The organism is Streptomyces sp. HD (assembly GCF_028369295.1).
GTDB lineage: Bacteria > Actinomycetota > Actinomycetes > Streptomycetales > Streptomycetaceae > Streptomyces.
Map to the genome: position 1 here is coordinate 169,483 of NZ_JAQMYP010000007.1, position 20,894 is coordinate 190,376.

Consider the following 20,894-nt stretch of genomic DNA (forward strand, 5'->3'; position numbering starts at 1 on the left):
CAACGTCCAGACACCGCGGCGGGGGCGGACAGATCGACCATTGGCGTCATCGAGGTACGCGGAGATGCTCGACCGGACCGGAGCCAGACCGACGACCCGCCGGGAGACGAAACATGACTGCACTGTCGCCGCACCTTCGCCAAGCCACGCCCGTGGTGGCGGTCCGGGGAGAGGGCGTCCACCTCTACGGTGAGGACGGCCGCCGCTACCTCGACTTCACCGCCGGCATCGGCGTGACCAGCACCGGGCACTGCCACCCCAAGGTCGTAGCGGCTGCACAGGAACAGGTGGGCACCCTCGTCCACGGCCAGTACACGACAGTCATGCACCAGCCGCTGCGGCGGCTTGTCGACAAACTAGGCGAGGTCTTGCCCGAGGGGCTCGACAGCCTGTTCTTCACCAACTCCGGCAGCGAGGCGGTGGAGGCCGCGCTGCGGCTGGCTCGGCAGGCCGCCGGCCGCCCCAATGTCATCGTCTGTCACGGCGGCTTCCACGGCCGTACGGTCGCCGCCGCCTCCATGACGACCTCCGGCACCCGCTTCCGGTCCGGCTTCTCCCCGCTGATGAGCGGTGTCGTCGTCACTCCATTCCCGTCTGCGCACCGATACGGCTGGGACGAGGAGACCGCGACCCGCTTCGCCCTGAAGGAGCTGGACTACACGCTCCAGACGATCTCCTCGCCCGCCGACACGGCCGCGATCATCGTCGAGCCGGTGCTCGGCGAGGGTGGATACGTCCCCGCCAACCGCGCCTTCATGCAGGGCCTGCGGGAGCGGGCGGACCGCCACGGCTTCCTGCTGATCCTCGACGAGGTACAGACGGGCGTCGGCCGCACCGGTCGCTTCTGGGGTCACGACCACTTCGGCGTCACGCCCGACATCCTCGTCACCGCCAAGGGCCTGGCCAGCGGCTTCCCGCTGTCAGGAATCGCCGCCTCCGAGGAACTGATGACCAAGGCGTGGCCCGGCTCGCAGGGCGGTACGTACGGCGCCAACGCCGTCGCCTGCGCCGCAGCCTGCGCCACCCTCGATGTTGTCCGCGACGAGAGGCTCGTCGAGAACGCCGAGGCGATGGGCAAGCGCCTTCGCCAGGGCCTAGAGGCGGTGGCCGACCGGACCGCAGGCATCGGCGATGTACGCGGCCTCGGGCTCATGCTCGCCACCGAGTTCGTCACCGAGGACGGCAGTCCGGACCCCGAGACGGCCGCCCGCGTGCAGCGTGCCGCTGTCGACCAGGGCCTGCTCCTGCTTCTGTGCGGCGCCTGGAACCAGGTCGTGCGGATGATCCCGGCCCTGGTGATCGACGAGACGGCGGTGGACCAGGGACTCCAGGCATGGGCGGCCGCGGTGGAGGCCGGCACATCGGGAGCGGCGCGGCGATGACGCGGTGAGGCCGGGGCGCCGTCCGTTCCGGCCGCACCCGGCCTTGCGCGTACCGAAGGCTCCTGTGCGGTCGTCACCGCGGCGACGGTCCGCCTGGTGGCGACCGCACCGGCTTCCACACCGCTCCCTCGCGCCTTGAGTCAGGAGTTTGCGGAGTCGCGCAGGTGAGCGGCCAGGTTCTCCGGCGCTGCCGTACGTCCAGCAGCGCCGGAGGCGCGGGCCTTCACCGCGTCCGCGTCGTCGCAGTCGAACTCGACATACCACCAGGCACGGCCCTCGGGGAGGCCGGTGACGGAGTCCGGGCCACATCGCCGACGACACCATCGTCCGCGCGGGCGACGAAACCGGCAATGTCATCTCGGTGCTCGTCTACCGCCAGGACCGCATGCGCGGAAGCGACGTCCTGGCCGCGCTCAAACGCATCCCCGAGGTCGTCATCTGCTAGATCAGCGGCGACTTCGACATCATGGTGCGTCTGGAGGCGGCCTCGCTGGAACTCGCACGGGGCATCGGGAGGACATCGCCCAGACGCCTGGCGTACGGGACACGGTCACCGCGCTCACCCTGTCCAACGTCGTCAACCGCCCGTGTGGAGGGCGGAGCTCTACGGAACCGGAGTGAGCGGCACCGTTGCCTCTTCCCTGGCCGGCAGCCCGCCCTGGACCACGAGGTCCACCACGTCGGCCCCGGGTGACCAGGGCCGCTTCTGTCGCGGTTCAGACGGCCGCCGCAGGGCCGATGTGTGTGGGGGGGCAGGGCGGTCACCGAGCCCACCGACCGGACGACTTGGCGGGCCAGGTGCTCCTCGTTGGCGGTGACACCCGCACTGCAGTGCGTGCGCAGTGCAGCCGTGCTGGAGTTGCCGCGTTCTGCGGGGCCGCCGTGATCAACAGGAGTTCTCTTGGCCGAAAGGTGTGTCGCGAGGTCGAGTCGGACGGCTTGGGCAGTTCAGCGCCGGTTCCGTTGAAGGTATCGGGTGCAAAGGGTGTGACGCCATTGCTGCATCGTGCGATGGCAGCCTCGGCTCCGCACGGCCTCTTGCTGACAGTGATCGTCTGTGCTGCGGCGGTCCGGTGCTCCCCACGGCTGGGATACGAGCCGCTTGCCGCCGCGAGGGCGCGCGTCCCGCAGCCCAGCCTGGGCGGACGGCTCGGCGTCGCACTCACGCTCAGGACACCGTGAACCGGAACCGGGTGCGGCGCTCGACCGTGAGGGCGTCGGCGTGTTGGGCGACCGCCCCTCGGGCCTGCCCGGTCTCGCAGGCCGGCAGCAGTGCCATGGTCCGCTCGTCGCGCAGGTCGACCGGCGGGTGGAACCTGCGGTCGGCAGGCAGGCCGAAGGCGTTGGGGCAGGGGACCCGTGTGCCTCCGCGAAGCCGGGTTCCGGTGCCCGATGACGGGGCCGTTCACCGGTACGCCGCCGACGCTCGCCGCATGGGCGGGAAGCCGGCTCGCGGGTCAGCCGGAGCGGGATGAGCCAGGTCACGCCATAGCGGAGCCATCCAGTCGCGGATGACGTTACCTCGTGCGCAGCGATCCCATTGGTTGAGAATTCACCTACCGAAGTAGATCAAGTAAGGCTCACCTAAGTATAGTGATCGAGCCCTCATTTCCCACCTTTGGCGTGCAGGGGCTCAAACCACCCGCTCTCGCATGACAGGACCTCCCATGCGTACGACCCCCCGTGGCGTCTTCGTGGCTCTCGCTCTCACTCCGCTGCTCGCAGGCTGTTTCGTGTCCGGCGCGGAAGGATCCGGTTCGGCTACGGAAGGCGGGTCGGCCGGTCGGCTGCGGGTCGCGCTCGCCCGGCCGCCGGTGCAGGCGCTGTCCCCGTACAGCGATGACGCGACCTTGCTGGGCAAGCTCGCCGTCGTCGAAGGGCTCACCGCCCTGGACAAGAACGGCGCCGCAGACCCTGCGCTGGCGAAGTCCTGGAAGCAGAACAGCCCCACGACCTGGACCTTCGAGCTGCGCAAGGCCACCTTCCAGGACGGCACGCCGGTCACCGCCGACTCCGTGGTCAACGCGCTCGACCACGCGGACGCCGCTACGCCCAAGCCCCGCGTCCTCAGCGACGTGACCCTCACCGCGAAGGCCGACGACGCCAACACCGTCACCATCAGCACCAAGGTCGCCGACCCGGTGCTCCCGCTGCGCCTGGCCAGCCCGGTACTGGCCATCCTCTCCGCCAAGGCGTACGCGAAGGACGGCGCCGTCAGCTCGATCGGCACCGGAACCGGCCCCTTCAAGGTCACGAAACGCACCGGCAAGTCCAAGGCCACGCTCGACCGTTACGACGGCTACTGGGGCGGCAAGGCCAAGGCGCCCGGCATCGACGTGACCTGGATAGCTGACGGCACCGCCCGCGCCAACGCCCTGCGCGGCGGCGACGTCGACATCGCCGAGTGGATTCCCACCTCCCAGGCGAAGCTGCTGGACGCGAAGACCCGTCACGAAGTGCCGTCCGTGCGAACCGACAGCCTCATCCTTAACACCGGCAACGGCATCTTCACCGACCCCGCACTGCGCGCGGCGGCCCGTGAGGCCGTGGACGGCTCCGGCCTCGTCGACTCGATTTTCGGCGGGTACGCCGACCCTGCGCAGGGCCTGTTCGGGCCCGCCGTGTCCTGGGCGGCCGACCAGCGTGTCGAGGTCACCGGCCGCGCCAGGGCCGCGACACCCGCGCAGGTCAGGTCCAAGACGAAGGGCAAGACCCTGCGTCTGGCCGCCTTCACCAACCGCACGGAGTTGCCCGAGGTCGCCTCCGTGCTGCAGCAGCAGCTGGAGAAGGCCGGGTTCACCGTGAAGCAGGACGTCCGCGAGTACACGCAGATGGAGACCGACCTCCTCGCCGGCAAGTACGACGCCCTCGTCATGTCCCGGGTGGTGCTCCTCGACACCGGCGACGCGGCCGCCTACCTGGCCAGCGACTACAAGAGCGACGGCGTGTACAACATCGCCCGTCTGAAGGACTCCAGGGTGGACCAGGCCATCAAGTCCGCCGCCGAGGAAGGCGACACGACGAAGCGACAGCAGAAGATCATGGCCGCCGAGGCGCAGATCCTGCGCACCGACGCCGTCGTCCCGCTTGTCCACGAGAAGGTCATCCAGGGCATCGCCGCGAACGTCGAGGGCGTGCTCCTCGACCCTCGCGAGCGCTCCCTGATCGACGTCGACACCCACCTGAAGTAGCCGGTGAGCGTCATGTCGCCCGGTACTGAGGCCCGCCCGTCCCGGTGGCGCGCGGGCCTCGGCCGCCTCGCCGCCGGGGCCGCGCTGCTGACGGCCGTGGCCATGCTGCCCTGGCTGTCCGGCAACGACCCCGCCCTGACGGTCCTGCAGGCCCGTTCCGCCGACCAGGATCCGACCCCGGAGCAGCTGGCTGCGGTGCGGGAGCAACTGGGCCTGGACGAGGGGCCGTTCACGCATCTCGCGCACTGGTTGGGCGGGTTGCCACAGGGCGACGCGGGCACTTCCTGGGTGTCAGGTGAGGCGGTGCTGCCCCAGGTGACGAGCGCCTTCGCGGTCTCCGTCACGCTGATGCTCGGGGCGCTCGTCGTCACCATCGCGGTCGCCGCGCTGGTCAGTGCCCGCACCCTGTATCTCGGCTCCCGGCGACGGCTGCACCGGGGGACAGGGGCCGTCGGCGTCGGCGTCCTCGCGGCGCTGCCCAAGTTCCTGCTCGCCTCACTCCTCGCCACCGTGTGCGGGGTGTGGCTGGGCTGGTTCCCGTCCAGTGGGTGGGAGGGACCGGCGTCGATGGTGCTGCCCTCGCTCGCACTCGGGGTTCCGTCCGGGGCGATGATCGGCGGTCTGCTCGACCAGTCGCTGCCCGCCGCCTTCAACGAACCGTGGGCCCGGACCTGGCGCGCCTACGGATTCGCACCCCACCACGTCGCCCGGCACGTGCTGCGCCGCGCGCTGGCCGGTGTTCTCCCGCAACTCCTGCCGACCGTCGTGGGGTTGGTCGGCGGTGCCGTCGCGGTGGAGAGGATCTTCAACATTCCCGGCCTCGGCCGCCTCGCCCTGGACGCCGCCATCGCCCAGGACCTGCCGCCTCTGCAGACCGCGACACTCGCCCTCATTCTGCTCGGCGTCGTCGCCGGCCTCCTCATCCAGGCCCTGCGCCGCGCCCTGCTCGGCCCAGCCCTACGGGACGGAGCCCTGCCCACCCTGCACGCACCGACCGCTGCCCGAGGGCGCTTCACTCGCTGGGCCGCCATGGCCTGCGCCCTCGCCCTGCTCACTCTCGTCACCGTCGGACTGCTCCGCGATCCCCTCCACGTGGACACCGCGGCCCGACTGCTCCCGCCCTCCGCCGCGCACCCGCTGGGCACGGATGCGCTCGGCCGCGATCTGCTCGCCCGCCTCGGCCACGGCGCGCTGCGCACAGTGGGCGCGGCCCTCGCCGTGACCGTGGTGTGCACGCTCACCGGGCTGCTGCTCGGCATGGCGGCACAGGTCGGCGCGGGGCTCACGGAAGTGGTGTCGACGATGCCGGCTGTCCTCGCTGGAATGCTGACCACGGCGGTGACCGGCCCGTCGGCCTCGGGTGCCGCCCTTGCGGTCTGCCTGGTCGGCTGGACCCCCTACGCCGCCCAGGCATCGGCCCTGCTGGAACAGGAACGGGCCAGCGGCCACATGCTCGCCTCCCTCTCCTTCGGCGCTGGCCCGGGTTACCTCCTCCGCAACCACCTGCTCCCCGCCGTCCTGCCCCCCGTCCTGCGCAACGCCCTCCTGCGCCTGCCCACCACCGTCCTCGTACTGGCCTCCCTCGGCTTCCTCGGCCTGGGCGAACAGCCGCCCACCGCCGAGTGGGGCCGCCTGCTGTCGGAGAACCAGCCGTACGCGGAACTGGCGCCCTGGACCGTACTCGGCCCGGCCTGCGCACTCGTCCTGCTCTCCGTCCTCGCCCTCTCCAGCACGGACGCTACGGCTGTGCACGGCCCGGCGTCAGTCCGGGGCCGGATGTCCCGTCGGTCCCGTAGGAGAGGTGTGCAGAGGGAGGACAAGGTCATTGCCAGGCGAACTGAGCCCCGGTCGGTTGTATGACGCCGTCACATCGAGATCCCGGTGATGGGCCAGCATCCGCCGCCGCAGGTCCCCGGCCGAACCGGTGGTTGAAGAGGTAGCCGTCGAAGATCGGGCGGCTGCTCGGACCTACACGCCTCTTCGTGCATCGGGGGTCGTGCTTCGGCGAGGCTGTCCTTCACGCAACCATGGCGGGACCATCGAGTCGTCGGCTGCTGTGTTGAGGGACAGAGGGTGCGCAATGGATATTCGGCAGCTGGAGTACTTCCTTGCGATCGTTGATCGTGGGGGGTTCAACCGCGCGGCCTCGGCTCTGTACGTGTCGCAGCCGTCGCTGTCGCAGGCCGTGCGGGCACTGGAGCGTGATCTCGGTTCCGAGTTGTTCCATCGCATTGGGCGTAGGGCAGTGCTGACGGAGGCCGGAAGGGCTCTGATCGAGCCTGCCCGGGAGGCCGTGCGGAGTTTGGAGACGGCGCGGGCGAGTGTCGCGGCGGTGCATGAGCTGCGGGAGGGGCGCCTGGACGTGGCATCCGTGCCGTCGCAGGCGGTGGAGCCGCTGACGAGTCTGGTGAGCGCGTTCAGCCACCGGTATCCCGGCGTCTCCGTGGCCATCAAAGCGGCGTTCACCTCGCGTGATGTGATCGACATGGTGCGCACGGGTGCCGTGGAACTGGGGCTCTTGGCGTCCGCCGGGCCGTTCTCCGACAAGGAGGTCGTCTGCCATGCACTGGGGCGGCAGCGCTTTGTGCTGATGGTGCCGGCCGACGGCCCGTTCGCTGATCGGACGGCTGTCGAGTGCCAGGAGCTTGCCGGACAGCGGCTGATCGTCGGGCAGCCGGGTACCGGGATGCGCGCCTACGTCGACGCGCTGCGGGAACAGGGCATCGAGTTCACCGTCGCCGCCGAGACCGAGCACCGGGTGTCGCTCATGCCCCTGGTACTGGCCGGTGTGGGGCTCGCGGTGGTCATGGATTCCTGGCGGGACCTCGCCCGGCAGTTGGGCGCCCGCGTCCTGGACATCGAGCCGGAGAGAACCTTGGACATCGCTCTCGTCAGCCGCCGCGGCAGCCTGTCACCGGCGGCTGCCGCGTTCGTCACGGCCGCCATCTCGGCTTCCGGCAGCTGATAGGCGCCGCTTATAAGGGAGATCCGCTTTGCGTCTTGGACGCCCCGCGGACCGCCTTGCTGCAATCGACGGCATGACGACCAACCACCGCATTGCCCTGATCCCCGGCGACGGCATCGGCGCCGAGGTACTGCCCTCAGCACAGCAGGTGCTCGATGTTCTCGGCCGCCGCCACGGCTTCAGCCTGTCCTACACCTCGTACGACTGGTCGTGCGAGCGATACCTGCGGGAGGGCGCGATGATGCCCGCCGACGGGATCGATCAGCTGCGCGACAAGGGCGCGATCCTGCTGGGCGCCGTCGGCTACCCGGGGGTGCCGGACCATGTCTCGCTGTGGGGGCTGCTGATCCCGATACGGCACAGCTTCCGCCAGTACGTCAACCTCCGGCCCGTCCGCGTCTTCGCAGGCATCGACAGCCCGGTGCGCGGCGCACAGCCGGGCGAGGTCGATCTCGTCATCGTGCGGGAGAACGCCGAGGGCGAGTACAGCGAGATCGGCGGACGGCTGAACCAGGGCACGCCCGACGAACTGGCCGTCCAGGAAGCGGTGTTCACCCGGGCCGGGGTCACCCGTATCGCCGACTACGCGTTCTCGCTCGCCGCCCGCCGCCGAGGGAAGCTCACCTCCGCCACCAAGTCCAACGGCATCATTCACACCATGCCGTTCTGGGACGAGCTGATCGCCGAGCGGGCCGCCGAACACCCCGACGTCACCTGGGACCAGGAGCACATCGACGCGCTGGCGGCCAAGTTCGTCCTCGACCCCGCCCGCTTCGACGTCGTCGTCGCCTCCAACCTCTTCGGCGACATCCTCAGCGACCTCGCCGCCGCGGTCGCCGGATCCATCGGCATCGCCCCGGCGGCCAACCTCAACCCCGAGGGCGACTTCCCCTCGATGTTCGAGCCCGTACACGGCTCAGCGCCCGACATCGCAGGCCAGGGCATCGCCAACCCGTTGGGCGCGATCTGGTCCGCGGCCATGATGCTCGACCACCTCGGCCATCCCGCCGCGGCCAAGGACATCACGGACGCGATCGCCTCGGTCCTGGCCAAGACCGATGCCCGCACCCGTGACCTGGGCGGAACCGCGACCACCGCCGAATTCACCGACACGCTGATCGAGCTCCTCTGAGCCCTGTTCCTCCGCGGTGGGCGGCAGGGACGACGCCGCCCACCGGTCATCATTCCCGCGCGCCCTCTGCCGCTGCTTCTCCCGCGTCCAGAACCAGCACCGCGACGTGCAGGGACGTACGCTCCAGTCCTGACTCCAGGTCGCAGCCGAGGAGCCGCTCGATGGTGTGCAGGCGCTGGTAGTACGCCTGCCGGGACATGCCGGCGCGTTTCGCCGCGACCGACTTGTTCCCGGCCGCCGCCAGATAGGCGCGCAGTGCCGGGAGTAGATCGCCGCTGTTGCGGTCGTCGTGCTCGATGAGGCGGGTCAGTTGCCGTTCGGCGTACCGCTGAAGACGGGTGTCCTCGCGAAGGATGCCCAGCAACTCCGGCAGCCGGACGTCGGCGGGGACGTAGAACCACCGCTCGGGGGAGGCCGGTGTGATCGCCTCGGCCGTCTGCTCCGCCTCCTGCCACGACCGGGCGATCCCGCCGAGATCGGTCACCCCGGGGCCGACGGCGACAACTGCCCGCGGTCCGAGTTCTTCCCGGGCCAGGCGGCCGATCCGTTCGGCGACCGGCTGCCAGGCGCTCGCCTGTGCCAGAGCCATGAGGACACCGATGCGGCCCGGGGCCGTCTCGCCGACCAGGGTGCGGACACCGGTGTGCGTCAGCGCCTTCGCGATCCGTTCGTCGAGGTGTTCCCCCTCGGTGCCGGTGTACGGGTGGCGGATGACCACGGCGAACAGGCGGTGTCCGAGGGTGGGCAGTCCCAGCGCCTCGGCGCGGGCGCGGGCGTCCGCGGGGGAGCGGAAACGCCGTTCGTACAGGTCCCGCAGTACGGAGCGGTGGGCTCGCCGCTCCCACCACGCCTGCCCCGCCAGACGCGCCATGGTCAGCGCGATCGCCGCACGCTCCAGCACCAGGACGTGCTCCGGGTCGGGCTCGGCGCTCAGCCGGTCCTCCAGCAGCACCAGCCGCCCCCACGGGCCGTGGTGGTCCTGCACCGGCGCGATCAGCCACCCCTCCGGGCCGCTCGGCGTGATCCTCTCCGGCGTCGGAGCGGCCCGCGAACGCCGCGACCAGGCCGACACCACCGGCTCGTACGGCCGGCCGAGCAGCTCGCACATCAGGACCCGGTGGGTGAGATCCTCCAGCACCACGGGGGCTCCGGTGAGCTCCGCGGTGGTGTGCACCAGTGCCTCGGGGTCCGCGCCCCGCAGCGTCAGGGCCGTGAAGATGTCCTGGATGTCCCGCCCGCGGCGCAGCAGGGCCCCCTGGGCGTCGAGGATGAGCGCGTGCACCGTCTGCGTGACATCGATGAACCGGACGCCACGGGCCAGCTCGACCAGCGGTACATCACGGGCACGGCACGCCGCCACCAGCTCCTGGGGCACCTTCTGGTATCGGTACCCGAGCTCCACGATCAGGCCGGCCGCACCGACGTCCGAGAGCTGGTCGACGTAGCCGCGCAGCTCGGAGGCGTTCTCGGGATGCGGCACACCGGTCGTCAGGATCAGCTCGCCACCTTCCAGGAAGTCCGCGGGGTTGAGCAGCTCGGTGACATGCACCCAGCGCACCGGGCTGTCCAGCCGTGACTCGCCCGCCAGCACACGAGGCATCCCTTCGGCGAGCACCGGCAGGCGCAGAACCTCCCTGACCGTGGGGAAGTGCCCGGCTGCGTGACGTCTGGGCGGCATAGGACGTGCTTTCATCCGGAGGGAATGGCTCACCTTCGCACCGGCCACCCATCGTGACAAGAGGGGGCCTGGCATTCGTACAGCCCGACCGTCCGCGGTGACAGACCGTCTCAAGAAGGCTCCACGGCGGAACACAGTGTGGGTTGCCCCGCGGGTTCCCCCGGGCGGAGAGTGAACGCCATCCCCAGCAGGACGCGAACCGGAAAGGTCCGCACGGTGTCCTCACAGTGCTGGGGCCCGACTGCCACCCACCACACCATCGAGAGGAGCGACCTCATGCGCGTCCCGAAGCGCGTCGCCGTGGTCGGTGCCGGCAGCATGGGCAGCCAGGCCATGTGGCGACTGGCCGCCCGCGGAGCCGAGGTCATCGGCTACGACCGCTACGCACCGGGTCACGACCGCGGCGCGGCCGGGGGCGAGAGCCGTATCTACCGAGCCGTCCACCTCGGCGAGCCGGGGTACATTCCGCTGCTGCGGCTGGCGGACCGGATGTGGGAGCAGCTCCAGGCGGAGACGGGCCTGCCGCTGCGACGCCGCAGCGGCAGCCTCGTGATGGGAGAGACCGCCTCACCGTCCATGCGCCTCCTCCTGTCCACCAGCACCGCCCATGGGCTGGATCACGAGGTCCTGGACCGGGAGGAACTCGGCCGCCGCTACCCGCACCACCGGCTCCCGGACGGACACACCGCTGTCCTCGACCGATTGGGCGCCGTCATCAGGCCGGAGGCGTCGATCCAGGCCGCCGCCGCCCGTGCCGAGCACCTGGGCGCCCGGCTGCACCGCTACACCACGGTGCGCGAGGTCGTCCCCGCCGCGGGCGGCGGGGTGCAGATCATCACCGACCAGGGCACGGACCACGTGGACGCCGCCGTGGTGACCGTGGGCCCCTGGATCAACACCCTGCTCCCGGACCTCCCCCGGACCGTCGACGTCCGCCGGGTGATCTGCTCCTGGCACCTGCCCACCCGCCACGACTGGTTCGCGGGCGGTGCCCCTTCCTTCGTGCGCGCCGCACCCCACGACTGCTTCGGAATCCCGTCGCCCGACGGCATCTCAGTCAAGCTCGGTCTCTCCTTCAAATACCATGCGCCGGTGCCCCAGCCCGATCGGCTCGACCGTACCGTCCGCCCCGACGAACTCGGTGTCTTCCGCGAGCTCATCGATGAACTCATGCCCGACCTGAACCCCGACCCCATCAGGATGTCGGCCTACATGGAGGGCTACACGGAGTCCGGAAACCCGATCGTCGGTCATCTCCCCGGCGAGGGCGACATCATCGTCATGGCCGGGTTCTCCGGCAGCGGTTTCAAGTTCTCGCCCGCGATGGGAGAGATCGCCGCCGACCTGGCGCTCGACGGCACCACGGAGCACCCCATCGACTTCCTTGCTCCGGCAGGAGTCGGCGCCGCCTGATCCCCGGCGGTTGCCGACGTCATCACCCCCACTCCCGGCGTCTTTGTTGTGAGCATGCCCAAAAGAGCCGCACCGGCTCTGACCAGTTCCCCGACGCAAGAAAGTGGAGCACTTCCATGCCCATTCCCTCGTTCCAGTTCCGCCCGAAGTACGTCTCGTTCGACTGCTACGGCACGTTGATCGAGTGGCCGATGACCCCCATCACCCGTGAACTCGTCGGTGACCAGATCCCGGCCGAGCACTGGGACCAGTTCGTCAAGGAGTTCCGCGGCTACCGCTACGACTCGATCCTCGACGCGTTCCGCCCCTACGAGCAGACGCTGCAGGACGCCTTCGAGGCGGTCTGCCGCAAGTGGGGCGTCAAGGCCGCCCCGGACGCCGGCAGGCGGTTGGCCGACGGCGTGCGCAGCTGGGGCCCGCACGCGGATGTGCCGGAACCGCTGAAGAAGATGGGCGAGCACTACAAGCTGGTGATCCTCTCCAACGCCGAGGACTCCTTCCTCACGGAGAGCGTGCCCCGGCTCGGCGCGGACTTCCACGCGGTCTTCACCGCGGAGCAGGCGGGCTACTACAAGCCCCGCTACGCGGCGTTCGAGTACATGCTCGACCAGCTCGACGCGTCCCCCGAGGACTTCGTGCACGTCTCCTCGCACACCCGCTACGACCTGATGCCGATGCACGACATGGGTTTCCGCAACCTCGTCCTCCTGGACCGCGGCTACGACCCGGTCACCCATGGCTACGACTACGTGACCGTCAAGTCCCTCGACGAGCTCAACCAGATGCTGGGCATCTGACGCGCTACGACGCCGTCCCCCCGGCCCGATCCACGCATCGTCCCCATCACGGGCTCCGTATCTCTCGCATCACAGGCTCCCCGTATCCCTCGCGTTCCCCAGGAGGCACCGACATGGAAAACAACCGGACAGGCCGCAGAACCGTACGCCGCACCGCAGGCGCCGTAGCTGCCGCCATGCAGGTCAACCGGCAGTTGAGCATCCCGATCGTCACGACCGCCCTGGCCCTCGCACTCGCCGCGTGCGGTGCGGGCGGCACCGGGCAGAACGTGGGGGCGAAGAGCACGGCACAGGGCGCAGGATCCGGCCCGTCGGCCGAGCACACCGACGACATCTCCGTCGGTGTGAAGCCCGACCAGAACGCGGTGAAGCTGCTGCCCGCGGCGGTGAAGGCCAAGGGCACGCTCTCGGTGCCCATGGACCTGTCGTACCCGCCCACCACGTTCATGGCATCGGACAACAAGACCCCGATCGGATTCAACCCGGACATCGCCCGGCTGATCGCCGCCAAGCTCGGCCTGAAGCTCCAGATCAACAACGTCAAGTTCGACACCATCATCACCGGACTGCAGGCCAACCGGTACGACTTCACCGCCTCCACCATGGGCGCCACGACCGACCGACTGAAGGCGCTTGACATGGTCGACTACTTCAAGGCCGGGACCGGAGTGTCCGTCCCCTACGGCAACCCGCAGAAACTGGGCACCCACACGCTGTGCGGGCACCACGTCGGTGTCACCTCCGGCAGCACCCAGGAGCTGCAGTGGCTGCCCCAGTTGTCGAAGCATGACTGTACGAGCAAGGGCAAGCCGGCCATCAAGGCCGTGACCCTGCCCAGCGTGAACGACGCTCTCACCCAGCTGGTCTCCAAGCGGATCGACGCCGTGATGTACGACTTCATCGCGCTCGAGTGGGCGGCCGTGCAGCAGCCCAAGACGTTCGACGTCCTCAAGCCCCTGGTGACCACCAAGCCCGTTACCGTCGCCCTGAAGAAGGACTCCCCGCTGACCCCCGCGGTGCAGGCTGCCCTCCAGTCGATCATCGACAGCCCCAAGTACGCCCAGGCGCTGGGCCGCTGGGGGCTCCAGGACCTGGGGATCAAGACCGCGGCCGCGGCCGTCCCGCAGGACTGAGACGCCGATGGACGTGATCGAGACCACGACGACCAGGAGCGGACCGGTGCCACAACTACGGGCCGAAGAGAAGAAGCGGATCACGCCGAAGCGTCCGCGCGACTACGTGGCCTGGGCCGTGGCCATCGCGATCGTCGCCGGTCTGGTGTGGACCGCGGTGACGAACGAGAACTATCGCTGGCCCGTGGTGTTCAGCTACTTCACCACGCAGACCATCCTCAACGGCCTGCTGGTCACGCTGCTCCTGACCGCGGCGAGCATGGGTCTGGGCACGCTGCTGGGGCTGGTGCTGGCGGTGATGCGCATGTCGCACCAGCGGCCCGTCGCCGGGCTGGCCCAGCTCTACATCACCTTCTTCCGCGGCACCCCGGTGCTCGTGCAGCTGGTCTTCTGGTTCAACATCGCGGCGCTGTACCCGAACCTCTCGATCGGTATCCCGTTCACCGGCATCTCCACGCCGGTGAACGTGAACGCGATCATGACGCCGATGACCGCGGCCATCGTGGGCCTGACGCTCAACCAGGCCGCCTACATGTCCGAGATCATCCGCGGAGGGTTCGCCTCGGTCAGCCGCGGACAGCACGAGGCCGCGGAGTCCCTGGGCATGTCCGGGTTCACCAAGCTGCGGCATGTGATCATCCCGCAGACGATGCCGGCGATTATCCCCGCCACCGGCAACCAGGTGATCGGCATGCTCAAGGAGACCTCGCTGGTGAGCGTGCTCGGCGTCGCCGATCTGCTGCAGAGCGCACAAGCGATCTACGCCCGCACCTACCAGACGATCCCGCTGCTGATCGTGGCCAGCCTCTGGTACCTGATCATGACGCTGGTGCTGAGCGTGCCGCAGTCCATGATCGAGCGCCGCTTCTCCCGGTCGACCCGTGCACGGCTGACCCCGGCCGCCACGCCGGCCGAGCCGGGGGCGGGCCAGCCAGTTCCCACCACGAGGGAGTCCCTGCTGTGAACGCCGATGGAACGATCGTCGCCCGCAAGCTGTGCAAGAGCTTCGGACGTCACCAGGTTCTGCGTGACATCGACCTGACCGTCGCAGCCGGGGAGATCTCCTGCATCATCGGGCCCAGCGGATCCGGCAAATCCACCCTGCTGCGGTGCATCAACGGCCTGGAGACCGTCGACCGCGGAGTCCTGAAGGTCAACGGAGAGGACTTCGGCTACGTCGAGAAGGACGACGCCTACCACGCCGTCCGCCCGAAACGGCTGGCCGAGCAACGCGCCCGCATCGGCATGGTGTTCCAGCAGTTCAACCTGTTCCCCAACATGACCGCCGAAAGCAACGTCATGTCCGGACCGGTGCTGGTGCAGAAGAAGCACCGCGCCACCTGCCGGGAGCAGGCACAAGAGCTGCTGGCCAAGGTCGGCCTCAAGGGTTGTGGCCACAAGTACCCCGCCCAGCTCTCCGGCGGTCAGCAGCAGCGCGTGGCCATCGCCCGCGCGCTGGCGATGGAACCCACCATCATGCTGTTCGACGAACCCACCAGCGCGCTGGACCCCGAGCGCGTGGGCGAAGTACTCGCCGTCATGCGCGACCTCGCCGGCAACGGAATGACCATGCTGCTCGTCACCCACGAGATGGGCTTTGCCCGCGAGGTCGCCGACGAAGTGCTCTTCATGGACGAAGGCATCGCCGTCGAACGCGGCGACGCCCGCGAAGTCCTGGCCAACCCCCGTGAGAAACGCACCCAAGCCTTCCTCGAAAGAGTGCTGTAGGCAGTGGCACCGACAGGTGGCGGCGGCTGCGGCAGCGAGGCTGGAGGAGCCGTTGACCGACTGCGGTGAACGTGAGACCCGCGCCCTGCCGGTCCCTGGTCTCCAACACCCGCCGTCTCGACGTCGCCCCGACCGTCACAGCCGTCAGCACGGTCCTCATCGCCCTGGCGTCCTCGCCCTCGCAACTGACATCGCCGTCGGCCGGGCCCTTGGTGCCGCCCGGCCGCGCCCTCTTCGAAACTCCCCGCTAAGGACCCGACATGAAGACGATTCCCTACTGGATAGAAACCGCCGGGGCGTTTCCCGACCGATCCGGCAAGCCGCTGACCGAGGACACCGACCTGGTGGTTATCGGCGCCGGCCTGACGGGTCTGTCCACCGCCCTGCACTCCGCCCGCAAGGGCGCCCGCGTCACCCTCGTCGAAAAGGGTCAGATCGGCTCCGGCGCCTCCGCCCGCAACGGCGGCATGGCTAACCTGGGCTTCACCATCGGTGTGGGCCAGGCCATCCGCCGGTACGGACTCGAACGGGCCCGCGAGATCTACAACTCCTATGGCGAGGCCGTGGACACCGTCGAGCGGCTCGTGAACGAGGAGTCCATCGACTGCCAGTTCCGCCGCGTCGGACGCCTGGGTGTCGCGTCCCGCCCCGCCCACTTCGAGAGCAAGAAGGCACAACAGCGCGTCCTGGCCAAGCACTTCGGACACGAGACCACTCTGATCGGCAAGGCCGAACTGCGTTCCGAGATCGGCTCCGACGCCTACCACGGCGGCCTGCTCGACCCGTTCAGCGCGGCCCTGCACGTCGGCCGCTTCGTGCGCGGTATGGCCGAGGCGTGCGAGCGCACCGGTGTCGAGATCCACGAGCGCAACGCGGCCATCGGCGTGCGCCGTACCGCCGCCGGCCGGTTCGAGGTCAGCACCGAGCGCGGTGTCATCCGTACCGGGCAGGTCATGATGGCCACCGACGCCTACACCGACAAGAACTTCCCGTGGCTGCGCCGCCAGCAGGTCTGCGTGGGCAGCTTCATCATCGTCACCGAGCCGCTCGGCGAGGAACTCGCCCGGGACATCATCCCCAAGGCCCGCCTCATCGTCGACTCCAACAAGGTCTGCCACTACTTCCGACTCACCCCGGACAACCGGCTGCTGTTCGGCGGCCGCGCCCGCTTCGCACCGTCCGACCCCACCTCGGACAAGAAGAGCGGGGCTGTCCTGTTCCGTGAGATGTGCGAGATCTTCCCCCAGCTCTCCCGCACCAGGATCGAGTACGTGTGGGGCGGCTCCGTCGGCTTCGCCATGGACCGCATCGTGCACGCCGGGCAGACCGAGGACGGCGTCCACTACTCCATGGGATACGCCGGCCACGGCGTGCAGATGGCCACCCACATGGGGCACGTCATGGCCGAGGTGCTGGACGGCCACCCCGAGGTCAACCCCGTCCGCGACATCGCCCCGCCCCGCATTCCCCTCTACAACGGCACTGCCTGGTTCCTGCCCTTCGCAGGCGCCTACTACAAGACGCTTGACCGCATCCGCTGACCGGTCGGCAGCCTCTCTACACCTACAAGGAGATACCCACGATGACTGTCGTCCGTGATGTTCCCAAGCAGCTGTTCATCGGCGGTGCCTGGCAGGACGCCGAGTCCGGCCGGACCCTTTCCGTCGACAACCCGGCCACCGGCGAGGAACTGTGCCAGGTCGCCGACGCCTCACCCGCCGACGGCCGGCGTGCCGTCGAGGCGGCGGTCGCCGCGCAGGCCGCCTGGGGCGCCACCCCGCCGCGCGTGCGCAGCGAGATTCTGCGCCGCGCCTACGACATCATCATCGCGCGCACCGAGGACCTCGCGCTGCTGATGACCCTGGAGATGGGCAAGCCCCTGACTGAGGCCCGTGCCGAAGTCGCCTACGGCGCGGAGTTCTTCCGCTGGTTCTCCGAGGAAGCCGTCCGGATCGACGGCGGCATGATGACCGCCCCCGACGGCAGGAACCGTCTGCTGGTCGCCCGTCAGCCCGTCGGCCCCTGCCTGCTCATCACCCCCTGGAACTTCCCCCTGGCGATGGGCACCCGCAAGATCGGCCCCGCCATCGCCGCCGGCTGCACCATCGTCCTCAAACCCGCCCCCCAGACGCCCCTGACCAGCCTCGCACTGGCGGAGATCCTCACCGAAGCGGGCCTGCCGGCCGGTGTGCTGAACATCGTCACCACCTCCGAAGCCGCCGGCGTCGTCGAACCCCTCCTGCGCGGCGGGAAGATCCGCAAGCTCTCCTTCACCGGCTCCACCCAGGTCGGGCGGATCTTGCTGGCCCAGTGCGCCGACACTGTCATCCGCACCTCTATGGAGCTGGGCGGCAACGCGCCCCTCATCGTCTTCGACGACGCCGACCTCGACGTGGCCGTCGAGGGCACCCTGGTCGCCAAGATGCGCAACATGGGCGAGTCCTGCTGTGCGGCCAACCGCATCTTCGTCCACACCTCCGTCGCCGACGAGTTCGCCCAGCGCCTCACCGCGCGTATGGCTGCACTCACCGTCGGGCCCGGCACTGAACCCGGCACCGACGTCGGCCCCCTCATCGACGCCGCCGGCCGCAGCAAGGCCCACGACCTGGTGCAGGACGCCGTCAAGCGCGGTGCCACTGCCCTGACCGGCGGTGAACTCCCCGAAGGGCCGGGCTGCTTCTACCCGCCCACTGTCCTCACCGGTATCGCCCCGGACTCCGCGATCATCGCGACCGAGATCTTCGGCCCCGTCGCCGCGATCCGCACCTTCGAGAGCGAGGACGAGGCCGTCGCCGCCGCCAACGACACCGAATTCGGTCTGGCCGCCTACCTGTTCACCCAGAACCTCGACCGTGCCCTGCGTGTCGCCGAACGTCTCGAAAGCGGCATGATCGGCATCAACACCGGACTGGTCTCCAACCCCGCTGCGCCTTTCGGTGGCGTCAAGCAGTCCGGCCTTGGCCGCGAAGGCGGACGCGTCGGCATCGACGAGTTCCTGGAGTACAAGTACATGGCCGTCCCCGTCGGAGTCTGACATGCGCGAGCGACTCGTCGTCCTCTACCGCGGCAACCGGCCCCCCGCCACCGACCGCATCGAAAGCCTCGCGGACACCGTCTACGCCACCGAGGAGGAACTGCCCTACCTCCTCCCCGGCGCCGACATCCTCCTGGCCTGGGTGAACATCACCCCGGCCATCCGGGAGGCGTGGCCCGACGATCCGCAGAAGGCGCCCCACTGGGTCCACGCGTCCTCCGCGGGCGTGGACTCCTTCCTGTTCCCCGCCCTGGTGGACGATCCGCACGTTGCCCTGACCAACGCCCGCGGCGTCTACGAGCAGCCGACCGCCGAGTACGTCCTGGGCCTGATCCTCGCCCTCGCCAAGGACTTCCCCGGCACCTGGGAGCACCAGCGGCGCCGCGAGTGGCGTCCGCGCCCCAGTGACGACATCACCGGACGCACTGTGCTGGTCTGGGGGACGGGGCCGATCGGCCGGGCCATCGCCCGGCTGCTGCGCGCCGTCGGGATGCGGGTGAGCGGTGCGGGCCGCAAGTCCCGCACAGACGATCCCGACTTCGGCACTGTTCACGGTGCGACGACCCTGCGCTCCGCCCTGACGGAAGCGGACTACGTCGTCCTGGCAGCCCCCCTCACCCAGGGCACCCGGGGCATGGTCGACGCTCCCGTGCTCGCCGCCATGAAGCCGGGGGCGCGGCTGATCAACGTAGGCCGGGGCGGACTCGTCGACGAGGAGGCGCTGGTCGACCACCTCGCCGCCGGACGGCTCGCCGGCGCAGCCCTGGACGTATTCGCTCAAGAACCGCTGCCTGCCGAATCACCACTGTGGGGCATGCCCGGCGTGATCATCTCCCCGCACACGGCGGGCGAGACCACCAGCGAGCGGGAGGCGCTCATCGAGGTGTTCTTCGACAACTTCGCCCGCCACCTCGAGGGCCGACCGCTGCGCAACGTGGTGGACAAGCGGCGCGGATACGTGGTCGACGACACGCGCCCAGCCTGAAGGCGAGCAGCACCTGGCTGGACACGGACGCCGAGCAGCATGGATGGGGCCGGGCGGCAGCTGCCCGGTCCCATCGCCCCGTACTGCTTCGCTGAGCCGGGTTTTATGAAACGGTCAGGTAGATCTTGCGCACGGTTTCGATGGTCTTCCAGACACCGACGTAGCCCGGCTTCATGACGAAGCTGTCGCCTGCCTTGTAGACCACCGGCTCGCCGCCTTTCGGTGTGAGTTCGATGACGCCGGAAAGGATGTGGCAGAACTCGAAGAGCTCGCCCTTGATCGAGTGCGTCTCGCCGGGCGTGGCTTCCCAGACGCCCGTTTTGATCGTTTCTCCGCGGGCGGCGTCCTGGGCCCAGGTCTTGTAAGTCGGGTTGCCGGAAATCAGGCGCTCCGGCAGCGGGCCGGACTCCTGGGGCGCGAAGGAGGGGGTGGGATCGATGGTCTTCAGGAGTGACATTTCTTTTCCTCTACTGGATGGGACAACGACGAAAATCGGGAGCGGACGTACCAGGCGTCACCGGGCCGAGTTCGATCAGCTCGTCGCACGTCTCGGAGCAGGGCCTGACGGCTGCCGCCACGGGTTTTGACTCCGACATGAAGTGCCGGACGATCGGCATCGAAGGCGACCTGCTGGGCGGCGGCCTGCACCAGCGGTGTGGAGCGTACGACTGCCCCGGCCCATCGAGTATTTCTGACGCTGCGCACGGAGCCCACGTGTGATCTGTCCGTTGTGGGCACGATGTTCGGACGTTGTGTCAGGCGGGAGGCCAGAGGGGCATTCATGGCCATGAGCGGATCGGTCGCCGCGGGCGCATCCAGCGGCATGGACGGGTCTGCGCGCATCAGCCCGTCCCTCGGTCGCCTGCTGGAACGCTGGCTTGTACGCCAGCGCACCCCACGTGTCGATGATCAGCTGCCGCCAGCGCCGCATTCACTGCTCCCTACCATGACCTACTCCAAGGTCGGCGGAGCCTAGTCCTTGTTGAGGCATCGGTGGGCGGTCCCTGCAATGCGACACTTTGCCGCCGGGGGTGGGGTGGCGTGGCCGACCCGGGTAAGGAAGCGGCGTCCATGCACAAGGCGGCGACGGGGCTGTGGGCGGTGGGACATCACACGACGAAGCCGTTGCAGGAGTTCAAATCGGCCTCGTACGACCTGGATGCGCTCGGCGCCCTCGGCTCCCTCCTCGGTGCGAAGAGCGAGATCGAGGAGGGCATGACCACCCTCTCCGAGCTCACCAAGCAACTGGACGACGAGTGGGAAGCGGAGGCGAAGCTGATCGGCGAGATATCCGACGCCTTCGACCTGCTCGACCTCCTGCTGGCGGCCCAGGCCCGCGCCAAGAAGGGCTGAGCCGGACGTGGTCGACCTCAACCCCCTGCACTACGTCAACAAGTTCAACCACATGATGGGCGACAACCTCGCCAGTGGCTTGGAGTTCCTGGGCATCACCGAT

At 69.3% G+C, this 20,894-nt stretch carries 16 protein-coding genes; 14 read left to right on the forward strand and 2 right to left on the reverse strand.

From position 1 onward, the window contains the following. The first annotated feature begins 113 nt into the window (after positions 1-113). From POF73_RS09715 to POF73_RS09735, 5 genes are all read left to right on the forward strand, one after another. Positions 114-1,382 (forward strand): aspartate aminotransferase family protein, encoded by a 1,269-nt coding sequence (locus tag POF73_RS09715; RefSeq protein WP_272114141.1) that lies wholly within the window; start codon positions 114-116, stop codon positions 1,380-1,382. A 1,667-nt stretch (positions 1,383-3,049) separates the two neighbouring features. Further along, positions 3,050-4,573: an ABC transporter substrate-binding protein gene (locus POF73_RS09720; RefSeq protein WP_272114142.1), complete on the forward strand. Its 1,524-nt coding sequence runs from the start codon at positions 3,050-3,052 to the stop codon at positions 4,571-4,573. Positions 4,574-4,585: 12 nt separating this feature from the next. Beyond that, entirely contained in the window at positions 4,586-6,433 is a 1,848-nt protein-coding gene (locus POF73_RS09725; protein WP_272114143.1) for an ABC transporter permease subunit, read from the forward strand. A gap of 220 nt (positions 6,434-6,653) precedes the next feature. Further along, positions 6,654-7,538: a LysR family transcriptional regulator gene (locus POF73_RS09730; RefSeq protein ID WP_272114144.1), complete on the forward strand. Its 885-nt coding sequence runs from the start codon at positions 6,654-6,656 to the stop codon at positions 7,536-7,538. 73 nt (positions 7,539-7,611) lie between these two features. Next, positions 7,612-8,670, forward strand: coding sequence for a tartrate dehydrogenase (locus POF73_RS09735; protein ID WP_272114145.1), 1,059 nt, complete (start codon positions 7,612-7,614; stop codon positions 8,668-8,670). A gap of 49 nt (positions 8,671-8,719) precedes the next feature. Here POF73_RS09735 and POF73_RS09740 read toward each other — a convergent pair whose 3' ends face one another. After that, complete coding sequence (locus POF73_RS09740; RefSeq protein WP_272114146.1) at positions 8,720-10,348, reverse strand: PucR family transcriptional regulator; 1,629 nt, start codon at positions 10,346-10,348, stop codon at positions 8,720-8,722. A gap of 276 nt (positions 10,349-10,624) precedes the next feature. On the opposite strand from POF73_RS09740, the gene solA reads away from it, so the two are divergent. The 8 genes from solA to POF73_RS09780 all read left to right on the forward strand — a co-directional run bounded on the left by solA (position 10,625) and on the right by POF73_RS09780 (position 19,438). Then, complete coding sequence (gene solA / locus POF73_RS09745; RefSeq protein ID WP_272114147.1) at positions 10,625-11,761, forward strand: N-methyl-L-tryptophan oxidase; 1,137 nt, start codon at positions 10,625-10,627, stop codon at positions 11,759-11,761. Between the two features lie 116 nt (positions 11,762-11,877). After that, on the forward strand, positions 11,878-12,558 hold the full coding sequence (locus POF73_RS09750; RefSeq protein ID WP_272114148.1) for a haloacid dehalogenase type II: 681 nt from the start codon (positions 11,878-11,880) through the stop codon (positions 12,556-12,558). A 113-nt stretch (positions 12,559-12,671) separates the two neighbouring features. Further along, a complete protein-coding gene (locus POF73_RS09755; protein WP_272114149.1) occupies positions 12,672-13,691 on the forward strand; it encodes an ABC transporter substrate-binding protein in 1,020 nt (339 codons plus the stop codon). Between the two features lie 7 nt (positions 13,692-13,698). Beyond that, entirely contained in the window at positions 13,699-14,655 is a 957-nt protein-coding gene (locus POF73_RS09760) for an amino acid ABC transporter permease (protein WP_272114150.1), read from the forward strand. After that, a complete protein-coding gene (locus POF73_RS09765) occupies positions 14,652-15,419 on the forward strand; it encodes an amino acid ABC transporter ATP-binding protein (RefSeq protein ID WP_272114151.1) in 768 nt (255 codons plus the stop codon). The genes POF73_RS09760 and POF73_RS09765 overlap by 4 nt, the downstream gene beginning before the upstream one ends. A 260-nt stretch (positions 15,420-15,679) precedes the next feature. Then, on the forward strand, positions 15,680-16,960 hold the full coding sequence (locus POF73_RS09770) for an NAD(P)/FAD-dependent oxidoreductase (protein WP_272114152.1): 1,281 nt from the start codon (positions 15,680-15,682) through the stop codon (positions 16,958-16,960). A gap of 41 nt (positions 16,961-17,001) precedes the next feature. Next, on the forward strand, positions 17,002-18,453 hold the full coding sequence (locus tag POF73_RS09775) for an NAD-dependent succinate-semialdehyde dehydrogenase (protein WP_272114153.1): 1,452 nt from the start codon (positions 17,002-17,004) through the stop codon (positions 18,451-18,453). Position 18,454: 1 nt separating this feature from the next. Continuing rightward, a complete protein-coding gene (locus POF73_RS09780; protein WP_272114154.1) occupies positions 18,455-19,438 on the forward strand; it encodes a D-2-hydroxyacid dehydrogenase in 984 nt (327 codons plus the stop codon). A 103-nt stretch (positions 19,439-19,541) separates the two neighbouring features. Here POF73_RS09780 and POF73_RS09785 read toward each other — a convergent pair whose 3' ends face one another. Next, positions 19,542-19,895 carry a cupin domain-containing protein gene (locus tag POF73_RS09785; RefSeq protein ID WP_097276207.1) on the reverse strand — a complete coding sequence of 118 codons (354 nt, stop codon included), beginning with the start codon at positions 19,893-19,895 and terminating at the stop codon, positions 19,542-19,544. A gap of 584 nt (positions 19,896-20,479) precedes the next feature. On the opposite strand from POF73_RS09785, the gene POF73_RS09790 reads away from it, so the two are divergent. Next, positions 20,480-20,791, forward strand: coding sequence for a hypothetical protein (locus POF73_RS09790; RefSeq protein ID WP_272114155.1), 312 nt, complete (start codon positions 20,480-20,482; stop codon positions 20,789-20,791). The last annotated feature ends 103 nt before the right edge of the window (positions 20,792-20,894 follow it).

What these genes read in the sequence shown, in the direction of transcription:
- POF73_RS09715 (WP_272114141.1), top strand. Translation starts at nt 114, where the DNA reads ATGACTGCACTGTCGCCGCACCTTCGCCAAGCCACGCCCGTGGTGGCG.
- POF73_RS09720 (WP_272114142.1), top strand. Translation starts at nt 3,050, where the DNA reads ATGCGTACGACCCCCCGTGGCGTCTTCGTGGCTCTCGCTCTCACTCCG.
- POF73_RS09725 (WP_272114143.1), top strand. Translation starts at nt 4,586, where the DNA reads ATGTCGCCCGGTACTGAGGCCCGCCCGTCCCGGTGGCGCGCGGGCCTC.
- POF73_RS09730 (WP_272114144.1), top strand. Translation starts at nt 6,654, where the DNA reads ATGGATATTCGGCAGCTGGAGTACTTCCTTGCGATCGTTGATCGTGGG.
- POF73_RS09735 (WP_272114145.1), top strand. Translation starts at nt 7,612, where the DNA reads ATGACGACCAACCACCGCATTGCCCTGATCCCCGGCGACGGCATCGGC.
- POF73_RS09740 (WP_272114146.1), bottom strand. Translation starts at nt 10,348, where the DNA reads ATGCCGCCCAGACGTCACGCAGCCGGGCACTTCCCCACGGTCAGGGAG.
- solA (WP_272114147.1), top strand. Translation starts at nt 10,625, where the DNA reads ATGCGCGTCCCGAAGCGCGTCGCCGTGGTCGGTGCCGGCAGCATGGGC.
- POF73_RS09750 (WP_272114148.1), top strand. Translation starts at nt 11,878, where the DNA reads ATGCCCATTCCCTCGTTCCAGTTCCGCCCGAAGTACGTCTCGTTCGAC.
- POF73_RS09755 (WP_272114149.1), top strand. Translation starts at nt 12,672, where the DNA reads ATGGAAAACAACCGGACAGGCCGCAGAACCGTACGCCGCACCGCAGGC.
- POF73_RS09760 (WP_272114150.1), top strand. Translation starts at nt 13,699, where the DNA reads ATGGACGTGATCGAGACCACGACGACCAGGAGCGGACCGGTGCCACAA.
- POF73_RS09770 (WP_272114152.1), top strand. Translation starts at nt 15,680, where the DNA reads ATGAAGACGATTCCCTACTGGATAGAAACCGCCGGGGCGTTTCCCGAC.
- POF73_RS09775 (WP_272114153.1), top strand. Translation starts at nt 17,002, where the DNA reads ATGACTGTCGTCCGTGATGTTCCCAAGCAGCTGTTCATCGGCGGTGCC.
- POF73_RS09780 (WP_272114154.1), top strand. Translation starts at nt 18,455, where the DNA reads ATGCGCGAGCGACTCGTCGTCCTCTACCGCGGCAACCGGCCCCCCGCC.
- POF73_RS09785 (WP_097276207.1), bottom strand. Translation starts at nt 19,895, where the DNA reads ATGTCACTCCTGAAGACCATCGATCCCACCCCCTCCTTCGCGCCCCAG.